Source organism: Peribacillus sp. B2I2 (genome assembly GCF_041261685.1).
Lineage (GTDB): Bacteria > Bacillota > Bacilli > Bacillales > DSM-1321 > Peribacillus.
In genome coordinates this window covers 2,750,699-2,768,024 of sequence record NZ_JBGCCB010000001.1, presented here as the reverse complement: position 1 = coordinate 2,768,024, position 17,326 = coordinate 2,750,699, and the positions used below count along the sequence as shown (strand labels likewise).

Sequence of the window (17,326 nt, the reverse complement as noted above, 5' to 3'; positions counted from 1 at the left end):
AGCTTGGGACTCCAATGTTAATAAAGACAATCATTTAAAAATATAATGAACAGATTATATTTTTTGAAACTTCATTTCAACGGGATGCAATATGTGATATATTGCATATTAGATATTGGTATTTTGAGGAGGACAAAGCCGTTGATACATTCGGATTCAACACAAAAAATCAAGCGTACTTCTGTACGTGAAGAAGCTTACATAATCTTGCGGGATTGGATTGTCCAAGGGATACTCACGCCAGGTCGACAATTACGAGACAAAGAATTAGCCGAACAATTAGGAGTAAGCCGTACCCCTATTAGAGAAGCACTATTAAGGCTAGAGGATGAGGGTTTTGTAGAGACCAAGCCGAGCCGTTCAACTATTGTTTCCCCCATTCGATTCGATGGGGTATTAAATGTATATTCCATTGTTTGGACACTGGAAAAATTAGCTATGAAACAGGCTTTTGAAAACTTTGAAGATAAACACTTAATGGAGATGGAAGCCATCAATCATGAAGTGAAAAAAGCAATTGACGAGGGAAATCAAATAGTAGCCGTCCAGAAAGATAATGACTTTCACTCCATTTACATCAATCTTACTACAAATGATGAATTAAAGCGGATTCTATCGGGATTAAAACAAAAACTTATACGGATAGAACTGTATTATTTCGATCAGGTAAGTGATGTTCATCATTCCATTGATGAGCATAATCAGATCATTCAGGCTTTAAGGCAAAAAAATCTCACCAAGGTGCTTGAAGTGATAGAAAAGAATTGGAAAGAAAGCTTTTTAAGAATTCAAGCCCATACGGAATGTGTAAAAAGCGAGGAAGAAAAAAATGAGTAATGATGGTTTAGTTGAGGTATCACCTTCAAGAAAAAGAGGGATTTCCCTGGTACTTACCGGCGCTGCGTTATGGGGAATATCTGGAACGGCAGCTCAATATCTATTTCAACGGCAAGGGTTCAGTCCTGAGTGGCTCACGGTGGTACGCTTATTGCTTTCAGGCTTAATCCTGTTGGGGGTCGCTTATAATAAAGATAGACAGAAGGTTTTTGGAATCTGGAAAACGAAAAACGATGCGCTTCAAATTATCCTTTTTGCTATTCTGGGAATGCTCGCTGTTCAATACACCTATTTTGCAGCAATTGAACATGGCAATGCAGCGACTGCCACTGTCCTACAATACTTAGCGCCGGCCCTGATCACTTGTTATTTAGCCATTCGTTCCAAACGTTTTCCCACCATTACTGTGAGTGTAGCAGTAATCATAGCGATTTTAGGCACTTTTTTGCTTGTGACGGGAGGAAGCATACGTACCCTCTCCATTTCCGGGTGGGCAGTATTTTGGGGAGTAACATCAGCATTTGCACTGGCTTTCTATACATTGCAACCTTATAAACTCCTTTCAAGATGGGGTTCAATGATTGTTGTGGGATGGGGCATGTTGATTGGAGGTATTTGTTTTAGTATGATCCATCCTCCGTGGGCAGTTGAAGGCAATTGGACTTTATCTTCTTTTTCAGCGATTTTGTTCATCATCATTTTCGGTACGATTATTGCCTTTTACTTTTATTTGGAAAGTACAAAATACATCACGGCTTCAGAGGTAAGTTTATTTGCTTCTGTTGAGCCATTATCCGCAACCTTAATATCCGTGATCTGGCTGAATGTAACATTCGGTTTTGCCGAGTGGTTTGGCACGTTTTGCATTATAAGCACCATTACGATTTTATCGATAGTAAAAAACAAGTAGTGCCAGTTGTAAAACGGGCAAAATAATTCAACCTATCTGTAGTTATTTAATACTAGACTAATAAACTACCATGTAGGTGAATGGAGCAAAAACATTCACGAAATGCTTAACCGGTTTTGGGGGTTTTAGGTAATAGCAGGTTTTTGAAAAAGCAATTACACAACATGTGAATTGCTTTTTTTGTATTTTACGAGTGAGCGCAGGGCATTTAGACCACGCCATTCAAATCGATAGTTAGCTTTTTCAACAATCCAGCAGGATCATCTCCCTAATAACTATGTATTCAAAGTAATAAAAGGAGAAATGGCATAGGAATCGAAATATAGATAAAAGTATGGAAAATGAAAATGAGACTTTGGTCGTTAACTGACACTCAAAAGGAGATTTTATATGTTTACTAGAGAAGCCATTGCATCTTTTAATGAATTGGAATGCTCGTTGTATGGTTATATTACCAAAAACGCAGAAAAGGTCACATATATGAGGATAAGGGAGCTTGCAGATGAGACACATGTTTCTACCTCCACCATCCTTCGTTTTTGCAGGAAGGTTGATTGCGCTGGTTACTCGGAATTTAAAGTGAAGCTTAAGATGTATATAAGCGAGAAACAGCATGTCAAGCTAAAGAGTACCCAGCATTCTCTGTCGGAATTTGTAGAGAGGACGCTAAAGGGAAGCTTCGAATCCTATATCCAAGAAACGGCGAGGTTGATTTCCAAAGCGGATAGTGTCATTTTTCTTGGAATTGGGAGCTCGGGTATTATGGCTGAATATGGATCGCGCTATGTTTCCAGTCTTGGGAAATCCTCCTTATACATAAAGGATCCTTTCTTTCCAATCCATTCGAAGTATTCAAGTAACAGTGTAACCATTGCTTTGAGCGTATCTGGAGAAACGTCCGAGATCATTGAGCTTATCAAATGTTTAAAAGAAGAGGGCAGTACCATTGTCAGCATAACAAATAATAAAGTCAGTACGATTGCAAGGATTTCCGATTTGAATATATCCTATTTCGTAACAGAGGAATACAGCGGTAAATCTAATATAACGACTCAAATTCCGGTCGTTTATCTTTTAGAGGCGATTGCAAAGGAAATATACAAAATATAGAGTAACATCCTGTTTCTTTTATGTAACAGATGACAACTGACGTCACAAAAAACAGAAAGGGTGAATCGTATTTACCACGCCGATGAAAGCGGATACAATTTCTTTAGAAAGAGGTGAAATAATGATTCATCAAAAGAGTGAACGCTTCCCAGATGGCTTTTTATGGGGCTCCGCATCAGCAGCATACCAAGTGGAGGGAGCGTGGAATGAGGATGGTAAAGGTCTTTCCGTCTGGGATATTTACGCGAAATTGACTGGTACGACTTATGACGGGACGAACGGTGATGTGGCGGTTGACCATTATCATCGATACAAGGAAGACATTGCCCTGATGGCTGAAATGGGATTGAAGGCTTATCGCTTTTCTGTGGCCTGGAGCCGGATTTATCCTGAAGGGAAAGGGGAAATCAACGAAGCGGGACTGAGATTTTACGATGACCTTATTGATGGACTGCTAGAACACGGCATTGAACCCATTTTAACGGTCTACCACTGGGATGTTCCCCAAGCATTAATGGAGGAATATGGTGCCTGGGAATCAAGGGAGATCATCAATGACTTCAACGAATATTGCATAACACTGTTCAAACGCTTTGGGTCCCGTGTTAAGTATTGGGTCACATTGAATGAGCAGAATGTTTTTATCGGATTGGGGTACCGTACAGGGCTGCACCCGCCGGGGGTGAAAGATTCAAAAAGGATGTATGAAGCCAATCATATTGCAAACTTGGCAAATGCTAAATCCATCCAATCATTCAGAAGGTTCGTACCTGATGGCAAGATCGGGCCCAGTTTTGCTTTTGGACCGACATATCCATTTACTTGTGCTCCAGATAATATCCTTGCATATGAAAATGCCGAGGATCTCAATAACCATTGGTGGCTGGATGTTTATTGCTGGGGGACTTACCCTAAGATAAGCATGAAGTATTTACAGAGAAATGGTCTGGCTCCGACCATCATGGATGGGGACATGGAACTTCTTGCCTTTGGAAGGCCTGACTTCATCGGAGTCAATTACTACCGAACGGGAACAGTCGAAATGAATCCGCTCGACGGAATTAAACTGGGAGCCATGAATACGACCGGAAAGAAAGGGACATCAGAGGAAAGCGGAGTTCCTGGACTATTCAAGTCGAAGAGAAATCCTCACTTGGATGCAACGAATTGGGATTGGGAAATCGACCCGACTGGCCTTCGCATCGGCCTCCGCAGATTGACCAGCAGATACAGGCTTCCAATCCTCATTACTGAAAATGGTTTAGGTGAATATGATTCGCTCCTGGAAGGGGATGTTGTGAATGATGAGTACCGTATTCAGTATTTGAAAAGTCACGTAGCAGCCTGCCAGGACGCCATCAGTGACGGTGTGGACCTAATTGGATATTGCACTTGGTCATTCACGGATATACTAAGCTGGCTGAATGGCTATAAGAAACGCTACGGCTTTGTTTATGTAAACAGGGATGAACATAGTGAAAAAGATCTGAGGCGTATAAAGAAAAAAAGTTTCTATTGGTATAAAGAATTGATAGAAACGAATGGTGATAGTTTACGGAATATTCAATCTATTATACAAAAGGAGGAATAATGAATGAAAAAAATCCTATTGGTATGCGCAGCTGGAATGTCCACCAGCTTGCTGGTTAATAAAATGAATGACGCTGCAAAGGCTAGGGGCATAGCCATCGATATTGTTGCCTTGCCCATTTCGGAATGCAGCAAAGCCGCGGAGGAAGTGGACATCGTGTTATTGGGTCCTCAGGTCAGGTATCAAAAAGCACAGGTGGACTCCATTGTAGACGGAAGGGTTCCAGTAGAAGTCATAGAAATGAGAGCATATGGAACAATGAACGGAAGTGCAATCCTCGATCGGGCTTTAGAGCTAATTGACCAAAATCAATAAAACAAAAAAACAATAGATTTAGGGGGTATATTATGGGATTCATGGCTAGTTTTGAGCGTGTAATGGAAAAAGCCCTTGTTCCTGTAGCGGCTAAACTGAACTCTCAAAGGCATATTGTCGCTATTCGTGATGCGTTTATTTTAGCATTTCCCATCACATTGGCGGGATCATTGATCGTTCTATTGAATTTTGCTGTGCTGGCTCCGGATGGCTTTATTGCAAGGTTGCTGTTCTTGAATAAGCTATTTCCTAATTTAGCGGATTTCCAGCAGGTATTTGCACCCGTATTGAATGGTTCAACCAGTATTTTATCCATTTTCATTGTCTTTCTAATTGCCAGGAATATAGCCTTAGCCATGAAGGCGGATGACCTTCTATGCGGATTAACTGCCCTTTCCACTTTCTTCATTGTATATCCCGCTTATACGGTGGTTGATGGGACGAATTTCCTTTCCACTCAATGGGTGGGGGCACAAGGCCTCTTCGTAGCCATGATCATTGGTTTGCTCGTGGGCGAAATCTTCAGCCGATTGTCCAAATCGAAACGCCTTCAAATCACGATGCCTGCGTCCGTACCGCCAGCCATCTCGAGAACATTCAAGGTTCTTTTTCCAATCGTCATCATTACAGTATTATTCTCAGTTGGTAATGCAATCATTCTAGCTATCTACCCAAATGGGATCCATGAATTGATTTATGCAATGATCCAGACCCCATTGAAAAACTTGGGAACCAATATATTCTCGTTAATTATCCTGGCCATAGTATCGAACCTCCTCTGGGTCTTCGGGATTCATGGTCCTAATACAGTTGCCGCAATCAGGGAAGGGATGTTTGCGGAGGCAACGCTTGAGAACCTGAACTATGTCGCTGCACATGGATCGGCATGGGGAGCTCCATACCCTGTTACGTGGGCTATCAATGATGCTTTCGCCAATTACGGTGGATCAGGCATGACCCTGGGATTGATCATTGCCATTTTCATCGCATCAAGAAGAAAGGATTATCGCGATATCGGAAAGCTTTCCATTGCACCAGGCATCTTCAATATCAATGAACCGATCATTTTTGGATTGCCGGTCGTACTTAATCCAATTTTGATCTTCCCATTCATCCTGGTGCCGGCAGTAAACATCTTGATCGGGTATATCGCGATCACAACAGAGCTGATACCGCCGATAGCCTATACTGTGCCGTGGACGACGCCTGGTCCACTTATTGCATTCTTCGGTACTGGCGGAAACTGGATGGCCCTGATTCTCGGGTTCGTCTGTCTGGCTGTTTCAACCGTTGTCTATCTTCCGTTTGTGCTCGCTTCGAATAAGGCTGCAGCCATACAGCAATCAACGGATGCCGGCAATAACGATTTACCTGCTTAGAAAGGAGAATGCATGAATACTTATCAAATTCAAATGAATTCCGGACAGATATCATATCTTTGTGATTTCTTCTCGGAATATAAAGACGAACGCATAAAAACAACCCTTCTATCCTCAAATCGGGTTCAGGCTGTATTTGAAGCAATGACTGCCCTCCCGGGGGAGGAAGCGGTGAAGCACCTTAAACAGGTCTTTCAGCAATCCAAGTTCGGCCCTGTTCTATATTATTCAATTAAAAAAATTCAGTAGAGGGAGACAGTATATCATGTCCAACTACCTAGCCTTTGACATAGGGGGAACAGAAATAAAATACGGATTACTGACCGAATCAGGAGATATTTTGGAAAAAGGAAGATTTCCAACGGTCCGTAACAACGGGGGGGCCATCCTTCAAGCGATCTTAACTAAAGTCTCCATTTTTCCTAGTTTAAGAGGAATCGCCATCAGTGCTCCAGGCTTTGTAAATAACCAGACTGGTTTTATCGAAATGGGAGGAGCCATCAAGGATTTTGATGGTTTCAATATTAAAACATATATGGAAGAACTGACGAATCTCCCTGTCACGGTGGAGAATGATGTGAATTGTGTGGCTCTCGCCGAGAAATGGAAGGGTAACGCACAGGATATTGAACACTTTATCTGCATGACGGTCGGTACAGGGGTTGGCGGAGCGGTTTTCCTTAATAATCAATTATATCGAGGCATTTCCTTTGGTGCCGGTGAATTTGGATTCATGATTACCCATGGTACTAAAAATGACTCAGCTTTTAAAAATACATTGAGCTGGAATGGATCCATATCAGGCATGAGGGAACGGTATGCCAAATATAAAGGGATATTGGCTGCAGATGTAACGGGCGAGGATGTTTTTCAAGCTTATGAAACTCGTGACCCCATAGCTTTGGAAGAAGTTGAACGCTTCTATGATAGCCTTGCAATCGGCATCCATAATCTGTATTTCATGTTCAATCCTAGCAAGATCTTGATTGGCGGGGCTGTAAGTACAAGGGAAGGATTGATACCAGAGCTCAGAAGAAGAGTTGAATCATTAAATCGTTATATAAATGGATCGTGTATTGAATCATGCCATTTGAACAACGATGCAGGCATGATTGGTGCCCTGTTTCATCATCTGCAAACATATGTACAACAAGGAAGAAGGGAATAGACATGGAAGGAATGGAAGCTGTAGCATTTCAAATAATCAGCAATGTAGGAACCGCAAAGAGCTTGATCATGGAAGCTTTGTATGAGGCAAGAGAGGGAAGGTATGAATCGGCCGAGAAAAAACTGAAAGAATCCCGGACTCATATGCTTGAAGGCCACCATGCCCATGCAGGGCTTATCCAGCAGGAGGCATCAGGTCAAAAGGTGGAAATCTCCCTTCTTCTTATGCATGCAGAGGATCAAATGATGAGTGCCGAGACGATAAGTGACCTAGTAGCGGAAATGATCAGAATGTATCGGGAAATGAGACAAAATAAGAATGGTGGGGTGTCATTTTGAAGAATGGTATAAAAATCGTGACAATAGGCGGGGGTTCCAGCTACACGCCGGAACTGATTGAAGGTTTTATCAAACGGTATGACGAACTTCCCGTTAGTGAAATCTGGCTCGTTGACATTAACAAGGGAAATGAAAAACTGGAAATCGTAGGGAATCTTGCAAGAAGAATGGTTGAAAAGGCAGGTCTGCCAATCGATATCCACTTAACGCTTAACAGGCGCGAAGCATTGAAGGATGCAGATTTTGTAACGACCCAATTCCGGGTCGGATTACTTGACGCAAGAGCTAAGGATGAAAGGATTCCGTTAAAATATGATGTAATCGGACAGGAGACAAATGGGCCAGGAGGTCTCTTCAAAGGACTTAGGACCATACCAGTCATACTTGAAATCTGCAGGGATATGGAGGAGCTTTGTCCGGATGCCTGGCTTGTGAACTTCACCAATCCAGCTGGAATGGTTACGGAGGCAGTCTTAAGATATAGCAATATCAAAAAGGTTGTGGGTTTATGCAACGTACCCATCGGGATGAAAATGGGTATAGCAAAAGCTTTGAATGTAGAGCCAGACAGGGTCCAAGTAGATTTTGCCGGATTGAATCATATGGTATTCGGATTAGATGTATATGTGGACGGAAAAAGCGTGAAGGATAAAGTAATAACGGCTCTTGGGAATCCGGAAAATGAAATGACGATGAAAAACATTGCGGGCTTTGCCTGGGCTCGTGATTTCATTAAAGGGATGGGCATTATTCCTTGCGGATACCATCGTTATTATTACAAGACCGATGAAATGCTCGTCGAAGAAAAGGAATCTTCAGCAACAAATGGAACGCGGGCAGAGGTCGTTCAACAACTGGAAAAAGAACTATTCGAGTTGTATAAGGATCCTGAACTTAATGTTAAACCACCTCAACTGGAAAAACGCGGTGGAGCGTATTACAGCGAAGCTGCCTGCAGCCTCATCAATTCGATTTATAATGATAAACGGGATATACAGCCAGTCAATACACGCAATAACGGAGCGATAGCGAGTATTCCAGATGAATCGGCCATTGAGATTAACTGTGTGATCACCAAAGAGGGGCCAAGACCGATTGCCATCGGCGACCTGCCAGTGGCAGTCCGGGGATTGGTCCAGCAAATTAAATCTTTTGAAAGAATGGCTGCTGAAGCGGCTGTCACAGGAGATTATCATACAGCTTTGGTGGCGATGACCATAAATCCTTTGGTACCATCAGATACCATCGCCAAAAAAATATTGGATGAAATGCTCGAAGCGCATAAGGAAGACCTGCCACAATTTTTTAATGAAGTGAAATCTTGAATTGAATCAATGGGATGTTTTTAAAGGTAATCTTTACAGAGGATGATTCTGAAAAGTTTTTTAGCAGGAAAGGATGACCTCGGAATTACAAGTTATTACATTCTAAATTAATAATTCAAAATAGATGACTTCCTGTTCGATTCTGATCAGGAAGTCATCTATTTTTTTAGAACAAATAACCTTCTGTGGTTTGATTCTTTGCTTGTTCTGTTTTATGTACAATGGATAACCAGATTAACAGCAGTAATATCTGTTTACTGAATGACTACAGTTTCCTTGAAAATGATGGCGTACTTGTTTGTCAATCCAATTCACGGACGATGCCCCGCTCATTTATTGGAGTATAGGACGGACTATCGGGAGTGTTGGGTTCGAAGTCATGAGTTACCACACAATCATTCCTTCTTTTGGTGACAAGGCTTTCATATGGCAGCAAAGTAATTCAAGGCGAAACGCATGGAAAAACTATCGTCATTAATTATATAGAAAACCTTTTTTATTTAACAGGAAGCTGAACATGAAAGGTAGTTCCTTTTCCAATTACACTTTGAACTGAGATATTTCCTCCATGTTTGTGTATCGTTGTAAATACTTGAGTTAGACCTAAACCTGTTCCTTCGCTTTTGGTGGAATAGAAAGGTGTTCCTAGCATATTTAATTTATCTTCAGATATCCCTACTCCTGTATCACTCACTTTTATATGAATTTGTCCATTTTTATAATAATGTTCAATTCTTATTTTCCGCTTGCCTTGAATCTCATCCATTGCCTCAATTGCATTCTTCAACAGGTTAAAAAAGGCTTTTAGAAATAAATTTCTCTTTCCAACAACTTTTCTCTCTGTATCCCTTAAAGCCCATTCTATTTCCACCTTATAAAGTTGTTCTTGGAATAAAAACAAAATAGAAGCTAACTCCTTACATAAATCAATGGGAACAATAGGTTCCTCATGTAAATCTGGTTTAGAAACTTGTAATAAATTCTGCAGAGTTTCTAACGCTTTTTCTAATTCAGTTTCAATCGTATCAAAATAAGGATGAGGCTGGGATTCTTTTAATAGCTGTAAAAATCCCTTTACTGTTGTAAGAGGGTTTTTAACTTCATGAACAATCCCTGCAGCTATTTGACCGATTGATGCTAATTTCACTCTTTCTTTCAAAAGAATCTCTGCTCTTTCTGCTCTTTTACGATCTGTAATGTTTCGAATAATGACTTGAGCCAAGGCCATGTCTTTTAAATAAAAAGGGGCAGCTGTAACTTCAATATTGATGATCTCTCCATCACCACAAATCATTTTTTGTTCTGCCAGTTCAACTATTTCTTGATTTTCGAGAACCCTATTTAATCGTTCTTTACAACCAGCATGGATTTCTGGTGGAAGAAAAGCGTACAAGTCTTTATATAAAATGTCCTCAGGAGAATCTAACTTTAGCAATTCCAAACAAGCTCTATTACAGAATAGGATTTTCCCTTCTTCTCCAACAATCCAAATTGAATTTAGGGAGTATTCTATCAATTGGTGGAAGTCTATGTCATGTGATCCAATTTTTAATTCCAAGTAAATCACTCCGTTTTCTTATTCCCAATAGTATATCAGGAAACATCCCTAACTGAAATACAAATTTTTTGAGCTGTTTTTTAATTATTTTGTTACATTTATTCAAGAATGTAAATCATTCCTCAATGTTGAAGAAGGCAAGAATTTATTAAAAGCACAAGTTGTTAGAATTGTCATAAGAAACCACAGGGAATTATGACATAAGAAAGAACTTTAAAAATTATTTAAAACACGAAAAGTAGAGACCTCAATATAATGAAGTCTCGACTTTTTGTGTGCCAGGCATGAACATTTGCTTGGTGATAAAATGCTATAGAGATGGGATGAGGAACCATTAGTCAAAGATAAGGGGGTACGCGGTGACACGGAATCTGAAGGAAGCCTTAGATCAATGGTCATTAATCCTGGATATATCGAGAAAGTGATGAATTGATGAGATGAAAAGTAATTGAGATGAGTTTACCGAATTTCAATATAATGTTGTAGAACCCTTGACGGGAAGAATTTGAGGGGCAGTGGTCTTAAGGATACAATAATGGCAGGGGGCATTGTAAAATCTCGTTGGGCTTGTTTTAAACAGTTGTACATAGCTTTACCGCCAACTGAATTGGCAGAGTGAATGGTAATGCGCTTAGCAAATAGTTTTTCTTTAACCATCTTTTGAACAAGCATAAAACCATTTCTAGTTTTATTTAATAAATCATGGTCCAAAGAGAGATGTTCAATATCAAAGTTATGCAATAGCTCTATACATTCATCAATGGTCTCGACTAACACATAACCATCGGGTGCTTTCCGATAGTCATCCAGAAAAACGCTGATTTTCTCCATTTCTTATACACTCCTTCCCTTATACAAGGGTGACTTAAAAAAGTAAAATAACCCCAATATAAATATGGTTTTATATATCAAGTCTAACACAACAATGTAAGAAGGTGGCATATTCGACGTTAAAGGATAATATATGACAACATTTCGTAATGAATATTCTTTTTCAACTATCGGGTGCTTACTTCAATAAGAATATTGCTGAGAAAATCAGTGAGCGGATAGACCAGTCGTTCAAAATCTCCTTAAATAAAAAGAGTTCTTTATAGTTTGAAATAACGGCAAGACAATGCGATGAAGGGGGGAGGAGGCGTTCATTTTTCCCTTTTCTCGAACTAAAACCATTTAATTTTATACATTTACTTGCTCCCGTTTTAACTCACTAATTCTTGGCGTCTCATTCCTGATATTTCGAGTAATTTAAACATTATCTCATTACTAATTCTTTGAGGTCGCGGATCATGTTTAGGTAAATAGTTTGTTAAGCCTCCTGTATGGTTATCTAATTAGGTGAATTGATATTGGCTTAAGTCTTTGAATACCTGGTTTGAATTCAGACGTTATTTCCACTAACTGGTTTTTATCAGTCCGCTTAAACGCCTTTTGAAATATTGAAGTAGGTCATAAGATATGTACGACATAGAAATTATAATGAGTGTCTCAAATAGTTTTAATAATAAATTGTCAGATATATGATCCATTTTTAATGCCGATAAAATCAAATCAAAAATACTGATGAAGACAACATGAACAATGTATATACCTAGGGCTCTTCCTCCTACTTTAGTAATGAACAAATCTTTCCCCAATGTAGAATTATTTAATGCAAATAAAAAAAGGGATGTAGTTAAAAAGATAGTAGAAATAAAATATTCTCCGTGACTTCCAGATAATACCTTTTCTAATAAGTATCCTTCTAACACTTGGACAGTAAAGAAGATAAAAATTAATAATAGGTAGGTTTTGGCTGTTATTGCTCTGGACTTTTTAAAGAAATTATCATTCGCAAAGAAGAATCCCAAAGTTGTATAAAAAAGGCCGATGAATAAAGCATCCCGTGTACTTAGAGGAAAATCGTAGAACACCGAATACGATTGTCCGAAAAGACCTAAAAAGTTTAATATTAAGCTGATGATTAAAAGAAGCCTTACTTTTTTAAACTTAAAAAAACTGAATAGAATGAAAACACTCCAAATTAATGCGGTTAAAAACCACAATTGGTATCCGCTAGTCCCAGTTCCATAATATATAAGGTCAAGAAATGTAAAATGATTAATGTATTGCTCAAATTCCTTTGGTGCATCTGTAGCAACTTTATAAAGAATAAGAACATCATACATCATATAAAAGAAGAGCCAGCATACATACAGTTTTAAGATTTTTATAATATACCTTTTAAAATAATCTATGGAATCCCTTGTATGCATGATCTTTTTACCGAACAAATAACCAGATGCAGTAAAGAAAAATGGGACCGCAAACCTTGAGAAGTTATCGAGAATAAATAGACCAATCTGGCTATCCCTTGGGAATACATGAATGACTACAACGGAAAATATTGCAAAAAATTTAATAAAGTCAATCGCGTTATTTCTTTCCATTTGCTCACCCTTTCATAACACTTTTACTATCATTGGTTATCCCCTATATTATGTACACCCAAGAGATTTTTATTTTTCTCTTTCTGAATCCAATTACGAGATGCTGTAAGAGACTTCAAGGAGGGTGGTCTGTTCATCAAGTAGTAGTGCATCACCTTGCGGATAGTCATATGTATGCCAAAAAGGCAGTCAACTTCTTGTTCGAAGTAATAGCTACCAGGCGTATCATAACAACTTAGGATATTAAACGTGAAGCTTTAACCATTCAGTAGAAAAGGGGGATGCTCTAACTAAGAATAATAAGTGGGATTAACTACTAATGATTTCTTACAGCAAGGTTGACTGAATAAAAACTCTTCAAAAAGAAACTGGGGGGGGGAAAATGGAAAATGTTATAAATAGGATAAATAATTAGATAGGTTTTATACCAGTTCAACCAGATTTTAGATTTCATCGTCAACATGTAAACGTCCAATGGGCGTTTTTTTATATTTTCATTTTTTCTTTTCATTAGACAAGGCAGGGCATGAATAGAAATGATGGAGGGGTGTTGTTGATGAAAAGCCTGTTTAGAGGAGGCTTGTTAATTTTTCTCTTGGTGGGATGCGGGAACCCGATGCAGGAGGAATTGTTGAGTTATATAAACGAGGATTTGCCACCACTTGCAGAAAAGGAAAGCGAAGTGATTGCACGGTATGAAAGTGTCACAGGCGATAATTATACGAACGATGAAGTAATGTATGCCGCACTCGTCGATGAAGTCCAGCCGAAATACCAATCTTTCATCACTGATTTAGAAGCGGTTGAAATTGAAGAAAAAGAAATAAAAACGATTCATGAAGATTTTATAGAAGCGGCGAACCTTCAGCACAGCGCATTCCTGACGGTCATTTCTGCAATCGAAGAACAAGATCGTGAAAAGATAGACGAAGCGAATCAAAAATTATCAAAAGCGCGTAAAATGATGAGGCAGTATCAAGTGGATCTCAAAACATTGGCGGAAGAAAACGAAATCGAATGGGAAAAGGAAAAATAAATAGAAACGGTTTAATTCTATTCTAGATGAACAAAAATCGTATATAAACGAAAGAAATGTATGGAGGATGTTAGTGAATCATATGCTCAGTGCAATGGAGTCGGATTTTCCAATGGTAGTAACGAATTAAGTAGCCAAACGAAAACGAGTAAAATGAGCTGGTTAGGGAAATTTATCCATTTTGTGCTTTACTTAAATAAGGGAGGTTGCTTAGGCAATCTTTTACTTAAAACGTTCACAGGATTGGATTAAAGTAATCAACTATAAGTACACTGATGTCCTGACGTTTTTCAAATAAACTGTATTAATAATGAAGTGATCTTGGAACGTATATGGGATGAAGATAAAGTAATAAAAATCTAATAAAATACATTATTTTAATGAACTAACAGGTGCTTTCTTAAATATTAGGAGCTGATCAGCAGCTCCTTTTCTTATGGCACTAACGTGGCAGGTTAGTAGAAGAGGGAATTAAAACAAAATCATACTTAGATTCTGTTTTTAAAAAAATTGAGATCGGACTGGAAGGGCTTTTGTAATCTTTCAGAATTACCAATAATATTCTGGATTGTTTGGCGGCAAAAAGGAAAGAGGAAAACTTATTTTTTCACAACTTTATGGGGATATATGAATATACAAAAAGGTACACTTTAAACTGAGTGCACCTTTTTGTTTTATGAATTATATATTTCTCTGTTCATATTCACAATATCTTTACTTGAGAGGGGTTTGAAGTTAGAAGCTGTTAACTTCTCTATTACCTTATCCCGTAGGAATGGGGCTTGTTCTTTATTTGCTTTTTCCAATGCTTTTGTTAGTTCTTCTTTTGTTAGTTCTGTGCAGTATGCAGGAGTTCCTGGCTGTTGTCTCCACGAATCACTTAAAGAACCACTATCTACTGTGTCGAAGCCTAGCTGGTTTACTACGTCCATGATAATTTGTTTTTGTGATACGTCATTACCAGCAATCGCCATGGCAATGCGTCTACTAGTACCTTCGGGTGTTCCTCCATTTTCTAAAGTATAAGCTAACAAGTTGTTGAAAGCTTTGATGATAGGTTTACCTAATTGATTGGAAACCCAAACACTTTCGACCATTCCGTTCTCAATTTCTGCAATTTTATGGTCTCTACTAGGATAATAATTTGAAGTATCTACGACGATTACTTCCTCCCCAACTTGCTCGATAATGTTCCGAATGCTTGGCAGTGCTGTTAAAGGGAGAGATATTATAAGAACTTCAATATTTGTAATTACATCTTCTACAAGCACAGGTGTTCCAGCAAACTCTTTTCCTTCTAAATGTTCAATTCCTCGTGCATCTGCAATTTTGACATCATGTCTAATCTTAACTAATTTTTTAGAAATAATTGACCCGATTGTTCCTGCACCTATAATTCCAAATCTCATTATTGCTCCTCCTAAAGAATTTGTATATCAAAGAATTATTCTACTTAAAGTTAACAATGATATTCTAATCTGAATCATTATCACCTCTTTATCAATCCGTAAACATATCTCATTAGATATAAAAAATATTGAGTGTTTTTGTTACATATACTAGAATATAACCAATTCTCATTTTTTTGAAGAAGGCAATAAAAATTGCCATAGTGCATTTTTTTGTACCTAACAGTAGAAAGCAGGTGAATAGGTGTCTAGAATATGTAAGGATGGATTTGAAAAAAAATGTATAAAGGAACAGAGAGAAGTATATGGCATTGCCTATACCCAAAACATACTCTCTGGACGTTGGAAATATCTCATTCTTTGGTTTATAAAGTCCACAAAGCGCCGTTATAGTGAAATCAAAGCTTTTTTAGGGGATATTTCACAAGGTTCTCTTACAAAGCAACTTCGAGAACTAGAAACAGCTGGTTTAATTAATCGCAAAATTTATCCAGAGGTTCCTCCTCGTGTTGAGTATTCATTAACCTCAAAAGGGGAAGAACTCATTCCTATTATTGATTTAATGGAAGAATTCGGGAAGAAGTTTGGGGAGCAGGTAGACTAACCAAAGCTAGCACATCCATCGTTAACCTCAGAATTCAAAAACTAATTGGTAGATAAAGTAAAAGTTATGGGGGGAAATCGTTCTAACGGCAGCTTTTTCTTTTACGATAAAAATTTGTAAAGAAATGTACTTAAAGTAACGGGTGCTTTACTTCATTATCAAGAGCTGATCAGCAGCTCTTTTTCTTATGGAACTAAAGGGGGAGGATAGGGAAGGAAACAATTAGCATCAGGGAGAATAATATTTTGAGGTGACTTTAGATTGAAAAAATATGGTGTAGCAATTCTTTATCTATTAGGAGGAGGACTATTTTTAGCAATTGGTTATTCAAGTTTTGCTCAAGAGCTGCTAGAAGAGCTTACTACTCAAATGAATAATTCTGAATTGTTAATTGGATTTGGTTATATTTTTCTGATTGTTGGCATTATTCATTTCTTAATAAACAGTCTTAAAAGGAAATAACTAGTTAACTTTCTGATATTACTAACAAGCTCATAATTAAACAAAAGGGTGCACTACTTCTATATGATGGGGCTGGAAACAGCTCCTTTTCTTATAGAACTCTAAAGGGGCAGTTTAGTTGAACAAGAAATCATGGTAGAATTCATAAGAATTGTCGAGGTGATTGTATGAAATATACTTGTCCTTGTTGTGGATATAAAACATTAGATGAAGAATCTCCTGGAACGCATGATATTTGTAGAATTTGTTTTTGGGAAGATGATAATTACCAATATAAATATCCAGATAAAGACGGCGCAAAGAAAATTTCATTTAATGATGCAGAGAAAATCGGTGAGCGGGTAGACCAGTTCGTTCTAAAATCTCTTTATAAATTTTGTGCAATCCACCAGGATTTAAAGGCTTATTTTTTTGATTATAAAAGATCGGTTCACTATAATGTTTTTGCTGCTCTAAAAGAGTTTCTTTATAGTCATGAAATATCGGTAAGACAATGGGATGAAGGGGGAGGAGGCGTTCTTTTTTCCCTTTTCCTCGAACTAAAATCGTTTGATTTTCTAAATTAACTTGCTCCCATGTTAAATCCACTAATTCTTGACGTCTCATTCCTGTTGTTGCGAGTAGTTTAAACATTAATTCATTTCTAATTCTTTGGGGGCGCAGATCATGTTCTAAACAGGTAAATAATTTGTGTAGCTCCTGTAAGGTCATATATTTAGGTAAATACTTATCGGCTTTAGGTGCTTGAATACCTGCTGTGAAGTCAGACTTCATGGGATTTTCTTTTAAACAATATTTACTAAATGATTTTAAGCACGAAATGCGGCGTTGTAGCGTTCTTGGCTTAATACAATG

At 38.3% G+C, this 17,326-nt stretch carries 18 protein-coding genes and 2 pseudogenes; 15 read left to right on the top strand and 5 right to left on the bottom strand.

Annotation, left to right across the window (positions count from 1 at the left end):
- The first annotated feature begins 141 nt into the window (after positions 1-141).
- The 11 genes and pseudogenes from ABIE66_RS13730 to ABIE66_RS13680 form a co-directional block, all read left to right on the top strand.
- Entirely contained in the window at positions 142-837 is a 696-nt protein-coding gene (locus ABIE66_RS13730) for a GntR family transcriptional regulator (protein WP_289325121.1), read from the top strand.
- Positions 830-1,747 carry a DMT family transporter gene (locus tag ABIE66_RS13725; protein WP_289325120.1) on the top strand — a complete coding sequence of 306 codons (918 nt, stop codon included), beginning with the start codon at positions 830-832 and terminating at the stop codon, positions 1,745-1,747. The genes ABIE66_RS13730 and ABIE66_RS13725 overlap by 8 nt, the downstream gene beginning before the upstream one ends.
- 390 nt (positions 1,748-2,137) lie before the next feature.
- The gene (locus ABIE66_RS13720; protein ID WP_289325119.1) at positions 2,138-2,857 is read left to right on the top strand and encodes a MurR/RpiR family transcriptional regulator; all 720 of its coding nucleotides are present in this window, start codon (positions 2,138-2,140) and stop codon (positions 2,855-2,857) included.
- A 121-nt stretch (positions 2,858-2,978) separates the two neighbouring features.
- On the top strand, positions 2,979-4,448 hold the full coding sequence (locus ABIE66_RS13715) for a glycoside hydrolase family 1 protein (RefSeq protein WP_370015098.1): 1,470 nt from the start codon (positions 2,979-2,981) through the stop codon (positions 4,446-4,448).
- Positions 4,449-4,451: 3 nt separating this feature from the next.
- Positions 4,452-4,763: a PTS sugar transporter subunit IIB gene (locus ABIE66_RS13710; RefSeq protein WP_370015097.1), complete on the top strand. Its 312-nt coding sequence runs from the start codon at positions 4,452-4,454 to the stop codon at positions 4,761-4,763.
- Between the two features lie 32 nt (positions 4,764-4,795).
- Positions 4,796-6,142, top strand: a complete 1,347-nt coding sequence (locus tag ABIE66_RS13705; RefSeq protein ID WP_289316376.1) for a PTS sugar transporter subunit IIC — start codon at positions 4,796-4,798, stop codon at positions 6,140-6,142.
- 12 nt (positions 6,143-6,154) lie between these two features.
- Positions 6,155-6,391 (top strand): hypothetical protein, encoded by a 237-nt coding sequence (locus tag ABIE66_RS13700; RefSeq protein WP_370015095.1) that lies wholly within the window; start codon positions 6,155-6,157, stop codon positions 6,389-6,391.
- A 16-nt stretch (positions 6,392-6,407) separates the two neighbouring features.
- The gene (locus ABIE66_RS13695) at positions 6,408-7,310 is read left to right on the top strand and encodes an ROK family protein (protein ID WP_370015094.1); all 903 of its coding nucleotides are present in this window, start codon (positions 6,408-6,410) and stop codon (positions 7,308-7,310) included.
- Between the two features lie 2 nt (positions 7,311-7,312).
- Positions 7,313-7,648, top strand: coding sequence for a PTS sugar transporter subunit IIA (locus ABIE66_RS13690; RefSeq protein WP_370015092.1), 336 nt, complete (start codon positions 7,313-7,315; stop codon positions 7,646-7,648).
- Positions 7,645-8,973: a 6-phospho-beta-glucosidase gene (locus tag ABIE66_RS13685; RefSeq protein WP_370015090.1), complete on the top strand. Its 1,329-nt coding sequence runs from the start codon at positions 7,645-7,647 to the stop codon at positions 8,971-8,973. The genes ABIE66_RS13690 and ABIE66_RS13685 overlap by 4 nt, the downstream gene beginning before the upstream one ends.
- 269 nt (positions 8,974-9,242) lie before the next feature.
- A pseudogene (locus tag ABIE66_RS13680) lies at positions 9,243-9,385 on the top strand (spermidine synthase); the annotation flags it as partial.
- A gap of 84 nt (positions 9,386-9,469) precedes the next feature.
- On the opposite strand, the gene ABIE66_RS13675 reads toward ABIE66_RS13680, so the two are convergent.
- The 3 genes from ABIE66_RS13675 to ABIE66_RS13665 form a co-directional block, all read right to left on the bottom strand.
- Entirely contained in the window at positions 9,470-10,531 is a 1,062-nt protein-coding gene (locus tag ABIE66_RS13675) for a two-component system sensor histidine kinase NtrB (RefSeq protein ID WP_370015089.1), read from the bottom strand.
- 459 nt (positions 10,532-10,990) lie between these two features.
- On the bottom strand, positions 10,991-11,362 hold the full coding sequence (locus ABIE66_RS13670) for a cyclic-phosphate processing receiver domain-containing protein (RefSeq protein ID WP_289325110.1): 372 nt from the start codon (positions 11,360-11,362) through the stop codon (positions 10,991-10,993).
- A gap of 566 nt (positions 11,363-11,928) precedes the next feature.
- On the bottom strand, positions 11,929-12,960 hold the full coding sequence (locus ABIE66_RS13665) for an acyltransferase family protein (RefSeq protein WP_370015088.1): 1,032 nt from the start codon (positions 12,958-12,960) through the stop codon (positions 11,929-11,931).
- Positions 12,961-13,516: 556 nt separating this feature from the next.
- Here ABIE66_RS13665 and ABIE66_RS13660 point away from each other — a divergent pair.
- Positions 13,517-13,996 (top strand): hypothetical protein, encoded by a 480-nt coding sequence (locus tag ABIE66_RS13660; protein WP_370015087.1) that lies wholly within the window; start codon positions 13,517-13,519, stop codon positions 13,994-13,996.
- 674 nt (positions 13,997-14,670) lie between these two features.
- Here the strand turns inward: ABIE66_RS13660 and ABIE66_RS13655 are convergent.
- Complete coding sequence (locus ABIE66_RS13655) at positions 14,671-15,405, bottom strand: NADPH-dependent F420 reductase (protein ID WP_370015086.1); 735 nt, start codon at positions 15,403-15,405, stop codon at positions 14,671-14,673.
- Between the two features lie 244 nt (positions 15,406-15,649).
- Here ABIE66_RS13655 and ABIE66_RS13650 point away from each other — a divergent pair, with 244 nt between their 5' ends.
- The 3 genes and pseudogenes from ABIE66_RS13650 to ABIE66_RS13640 form a co-directional block, all read left to right on the top strand.
- Positions 15,650-16,009: a winged helix-turn-helix transcriptional regulator gene (locus ABIE66_RS13650; RefSeq protein WP_370015085.1), complete on the top strand. Its 360-nt coding sequence runs from the start codon at positions 15,650-15,652 to the stop codon at positions 16,007-16,009.
- Positions 16,010-16,270: 261 nt separating this feature from the next.
- Entirely contained in the window at positions 16,271-16,471 is a 201-nt protein-coding gene (locus tag ABIE66_RS13645) for a hypothetical protein (RefSeq protein WP_370015083.1), read from the top strand.
- 167 nt (positions 16,472-16,638) lie between these two features.
- Positions 16,639-16,800 (top strand): annotated as a pseudogene (locus ABIE66_RS13640) (CPCC family cysteine-rich protein); the annotation flags it as partial.
- Here the strand turns inward: ABIE66_RS13640 and ABIE66_RS13635 are convergent.
- Positions 16,784-17,182 carry a tyrosine-type recombinase/integrase gene (locus ABIE66_RS13635; protein WP_370017039.1) on the bottom strand — a complete coding sequence of 133 codons (399 nt, stop codon included), beginning with the start codon at positions 17,180-17,182 and terminating at the stop codon, positions 16,784-16,786. The pseudogene ABIE66_RS13640 and the gene ABIE66_RS13635 sit on opposite strands and share 17 nt — an antisense overlap.
- Positions 17,183-17,326 lie beyond the last annotated feature (144 nt).